The organism is Streptomyces sp. UNOB3_S3 (genome assembly GCF_020740895.1).
GTDB lineage: Bacteria > Actinomycetota > Actinomycetes > Streptomycetales > Streptomycetaceae > Streptomyces.
In genome coordinates this window covers 1-3,476 of the sequence record NZ_JAILXP010000543.1, presented here as the reverse complement: position 1 = coordinate 3,476, position 3,476 = coordinate 1, and the positions used below count along the sequence as shown (strand labels likewise).

Below are 3,476 nucleotides of genomic sequence, written 5' to 3'. Positions count from 1 at the left end.
TCGCACCGGGGCCCGGGTGGGGGAGGGGGTGGTAGCGCCCGTCGAGGACCACCGGCGCCTCACGGCGCAGGACCCGCCGGACGACCTCCACGTACTCCCGGGTCGCGGTCAGCGGACTGTCCGGGAACGGGCGCCCGTACCAGCCCTCCACCACCTGTGGCCCCGACAGCCCCAGGCCGAGCAGCAGCCGGCCGCCGGAGAGGTGGTCGAGGGTCAGGGCGTGCATCGCGGTGGCGGTGGGGGAGCGGGCGGCCATCTGGGCGACGGCGGTGCCGAGCCGGATGCGCCGGGTGTGGGCGGCGATCCACGTCAGCGGGGTGAAGGCGTCGGATCCCCAGGACTCGGCGGTCCAGACGGAGTGGTAGCCGAGCCGTTCGGCGTGGCGGGCGAGGGAGAGGTGCCGGGGGTCGGGGCGGCGGCCCCAGTAGCCGAGGGCGAGCCCGAGCCGCATGCGCGAAACCTCCTGACGGCGCGTCAGACGGCGACGGTGGGGACTCTAGGACCGGCCGGCTCCGGTGACAAGGGCCGGACGCGCCACGGCCCGCCGGGAGGAACCCGGCGGGCCGTGGGGACGAGGGACGTGAAGGACTCAGCCGCGCTGAATGCCCGTCGTGTCCTGGAGCACGCCGCGACGGCCGTCCTGCGTCTGCGCGACGAGCGCGGGACCGCGCTGGTCGACCGCGAGGTACCAGGTGCCCGGCGCGAGCTCGCCGACCTGGTTCGAGGAGCCGTCCTCCGCGAACAGCGGGCGGTTCACCGGCACGGCGAACCAGAACGGGGCGAAGTCGGCCGCGGGCGCGGCCGGCTGACCGGCGGCGGGATGCGCGGCGGCCGGCTGGGCCTGCTGCTGCGGCTGGGCCTGCGCGGGCTGACCCTGCTGCGGCTGGGGGGCCTGGCCGCCGAACGGCATGGTGGCCTGCGCGCCGTACGGGGAGGGAGCCCCCTGCTGCGGCGCCCCCTGCTGCGGCGCACCGGCCGCCGGGCCGGGGTAGCCGTAGCCCGCGTGCGGCGGCTGCGCGCCGTACGGGGCGGGGGCCGCGGCCTGCGGGGCGGCCATCAGCGGGGCCTTGAGCGCGGGGGTGCGCGGCGTCAGCACCGCGACGGCCGCGAGCAGGAGGTTGGCGATCAGCGCCAGGATCTGGCCGACGCCGGGCGAGATCTGCTCCACGTCCGGGCCACCGAAGATCGTCCACAGCGAGGACCAGGCGGCGAACACGGCGAACGCGGTGCCCCACTGGTCGAGGCTGAGCCCGATGAGCTTGCGGCCCTCCGGCTGGAACCGGGCGGCGACGATCAGAGCGGCGGCGATGATTCCGGCGAGGAAGATCGACGGCAGTACGGGGAAGAGTTCAGGCTTCCAGCCGATCGGCTCCTTGGGGCAGCCGACCGTCGCCTGCCCGCAGTCGTACGAACGGAAGCTGAGGAACGAGGCGATGAACAGCAACACCGCTGCTCCGATCACCCCGCCGTCGCCTCGAGTGAGGGAGCGGATGTTCACCTAAAATCCTTTGTCAGTACTGTCAGTAATCGTCGCTGCGGGGGTGGCGGCCACCCATCGTAAGGGGAACCTATCGCCTGGGCGGCCCGGGCGTCCTCTTCGTATCACCCTCGTGACACGGCTGTGGCCTGCCCGTTCGGGCCCCGTGCGGCGGCCCTCCGCCCCCGCCGCGGGCCGTACCCGCCGCCCGGGCGGACGCGGCCCGCGCTCCGGTCCTCTTTACCCGCGCAGGAAGTCCGTAATGCCGTCCGCGATCCCCTGCGCCGCCTTTTCGCGCCAGCCACCGTCCGTGAGCAGCGCGGCGTCCTGCGCGTCGCGCATATTGCCGCACTCGATGAACACCTTGGGAATCGTCGACAGATTGAGACCGCCCAGATCCCCCCGGGTGTCGAGACCGGTGCCGTGGCCGATGTAATTGGACGGCGCGCTGCCGGTGACCTTGACGAAGTTCCCCGCGACGCGCGCCCCCAGCTCCTTCGAGGGCTCCACGATGGGACCGGTGTCCGCCGCGCCGCCGCGCACCTTCGCGGGCAGGATCACATGGAAGCCGCGCTGGCCGGGGCCCGCGCCGTCCGCGTGGATGGACACGGCGGCGTCGCCGTGCGCCTTGTTGCCGATCTCGGCGCGCTCGGTGACGCACGGCCCGTACGGCCGGTCGCCGTCGTGCGTCAGCACGACCTTGGCGCCCCGCGACTGGAGGATCGCGCGCAGCCGGTGCGCGACGTCGAGGCTGAAGGTGGCTTCCGCGTAGCCGGAGTTGGTCTCGGTGCCGGTGGTGTCGCACTCCTTGTGGCCGGTGCCGATGTCGACCTGACGGTTGATCTCGGTGGAGTGCTCGGCGTTGTGGATGTTGTGGCCGGGGTCGACCACGACGACCTTGCCCCGCAGCGGCCCGTCGGCGGCGGGGGCGGCCTCGGAGCCCTTCGGCTCGGCGGAGGCCGGCTCGCTCCTGGCGGGCTGCGGCGCGGTGCTCGCGGGCGACGACGGCGGGGACGAGGACGGCGAGGACCGCTCGCTCGGCGAGGACGACGAAGCGGCGGCCACGGGCTTCTTCCCGTCGTCACCGCCGCCCATGCCGACCGTACCGCCGCCGCACCCGGCCAGCCCGGCCGCCAGGAGCACCACTGCCGGCCCGGCGACGAGACGCCGGGCTATGGGGGGAACGCTGCCGTGGGACACGCGGGCGATGCTAGCGCCGCCGCTCAACTTCCGAGACCCGTACGCCGCAGTATGCGCAGCGAGCGCTCCACCGAGACCTCGGTGAACGCGCCGGACGCCAGCGCCCGGAGATACACGCGGTACGGGGCCTGACCGCCGTCGGCGGGGTCGGGGAACACATCGTGGATGACGAGCAGCCCGTCGGGCGCGACATGCGGTGCCCACCCCTCGTAGTCGGCGTTGGCGTGCTCGTCGGTGTGCCCGCCGTCGATGAACACCAGCCCGACCGGCGCCTGCCACACCTTCGCCACCTGCGGCGACCGCCCGACGACGGCGATGACGTGGTCCTCCAGGCCCGCCTTGTAGAGCGTCCTGCGGAACGTCGGCAGCGTGTCCATCCGCCCCACGCCCGGCTCGTCGTCCACGACGGACGGGTCGTGGTACTCCCAGCCGGGCTGCTGCTCCTCGCTGCCGCGGTGGTGGTCGACGGTCACCGCGACGGTGCCGCCCTCACGGGCCGCGTCGGCGAGGAGGATCGTCGAACGGCCGCAGTACGTGCCCACTTCCAGCAGCGGCAGCCCGAGCCGCGCCGCGTCCCGCGCGGCGGCGTACAGGGCGAGGCCCTCGTCCACCGGCATGAATCCCTTCGCGGCCTCGAAGGCGGCGAGTATGTCGGGCTTGGGTGCCATTGCGTGTCCGTCCCCGTTGTGAGTGCGTGCGGTGCGGGTTGCTGCTGGAGGGCCATTGTCCCCAACCCCGCCCCTTCCCGTTTCCTGGGGCTCCGCCCCGGACCCCGCGCCTCAAACGCCGGCGGGGCTGA

General features: G+C 73.9%; 4 protein-coding genes. All 4 read right to left on the bottom strand.

The annotated features are described in order from the left end of the window. The coding region (locus K6I33_RS33310) for an LLM class flavin-dependent oxidoreductase (RefSeq protein WP_229358450.1) at nucleotides 1-451 on the bottom strand (451 nt) is incomplete at its 3' end. Nucleotides 452-589: 138 nt separating this feature from the next. Continuing rightward, complete coding sequence (locus K6I33_RS33305) at nucleotides 590-1,498, bottom strand: DUF5336 domain-containing protein (RefSeq protein ID WP_229358448.1); 909 nt, start codon at nucleotides 1,496-1,498, stop codon at nucleotides 590-592. A gap of 219 nt (nucleotides 1,499-1,717) precedes the next feature. Beyond that, complete coding sequence (locus K6I33_RS33300) at nucleotides 1,718-2,677, bottom strand: N-acetylmuramoyl-L-alanine amidase (RefSeq protein ID WP_229358446.1); 960 nt, start codon at nucleotides 2,675-2,677, stop codon at nucleotides 1,718-1,720. Between the two features lie 23 nt (nucleotides 2,678-2,700). Further along, on the bottom strand, nucleotides 2,701-3,345 hold the full coding sequence (locus tag K6I33_RS33295) for a class I SAM-dependent methyltransferase (RefSeq protein ID WP_229358444.1): 645 nt from the start codon (nucleotides 3,343-3,345) through the stop codon (nucleotides 2,701-2,703). Nucleotides 3,346-3,476: the final 131 nt, after the last annotated feature.

Bases quoted from the DNA above. Each gene is read 5' to 3' on its own strand.
- K6I33_RS33295 (WP_229358444.1), bottom strand. From the start codon at position 3,345: ATGGCACCCAAGCCCGACATACTCGCCGCCTTCGAGGCCGCGAAGGGA.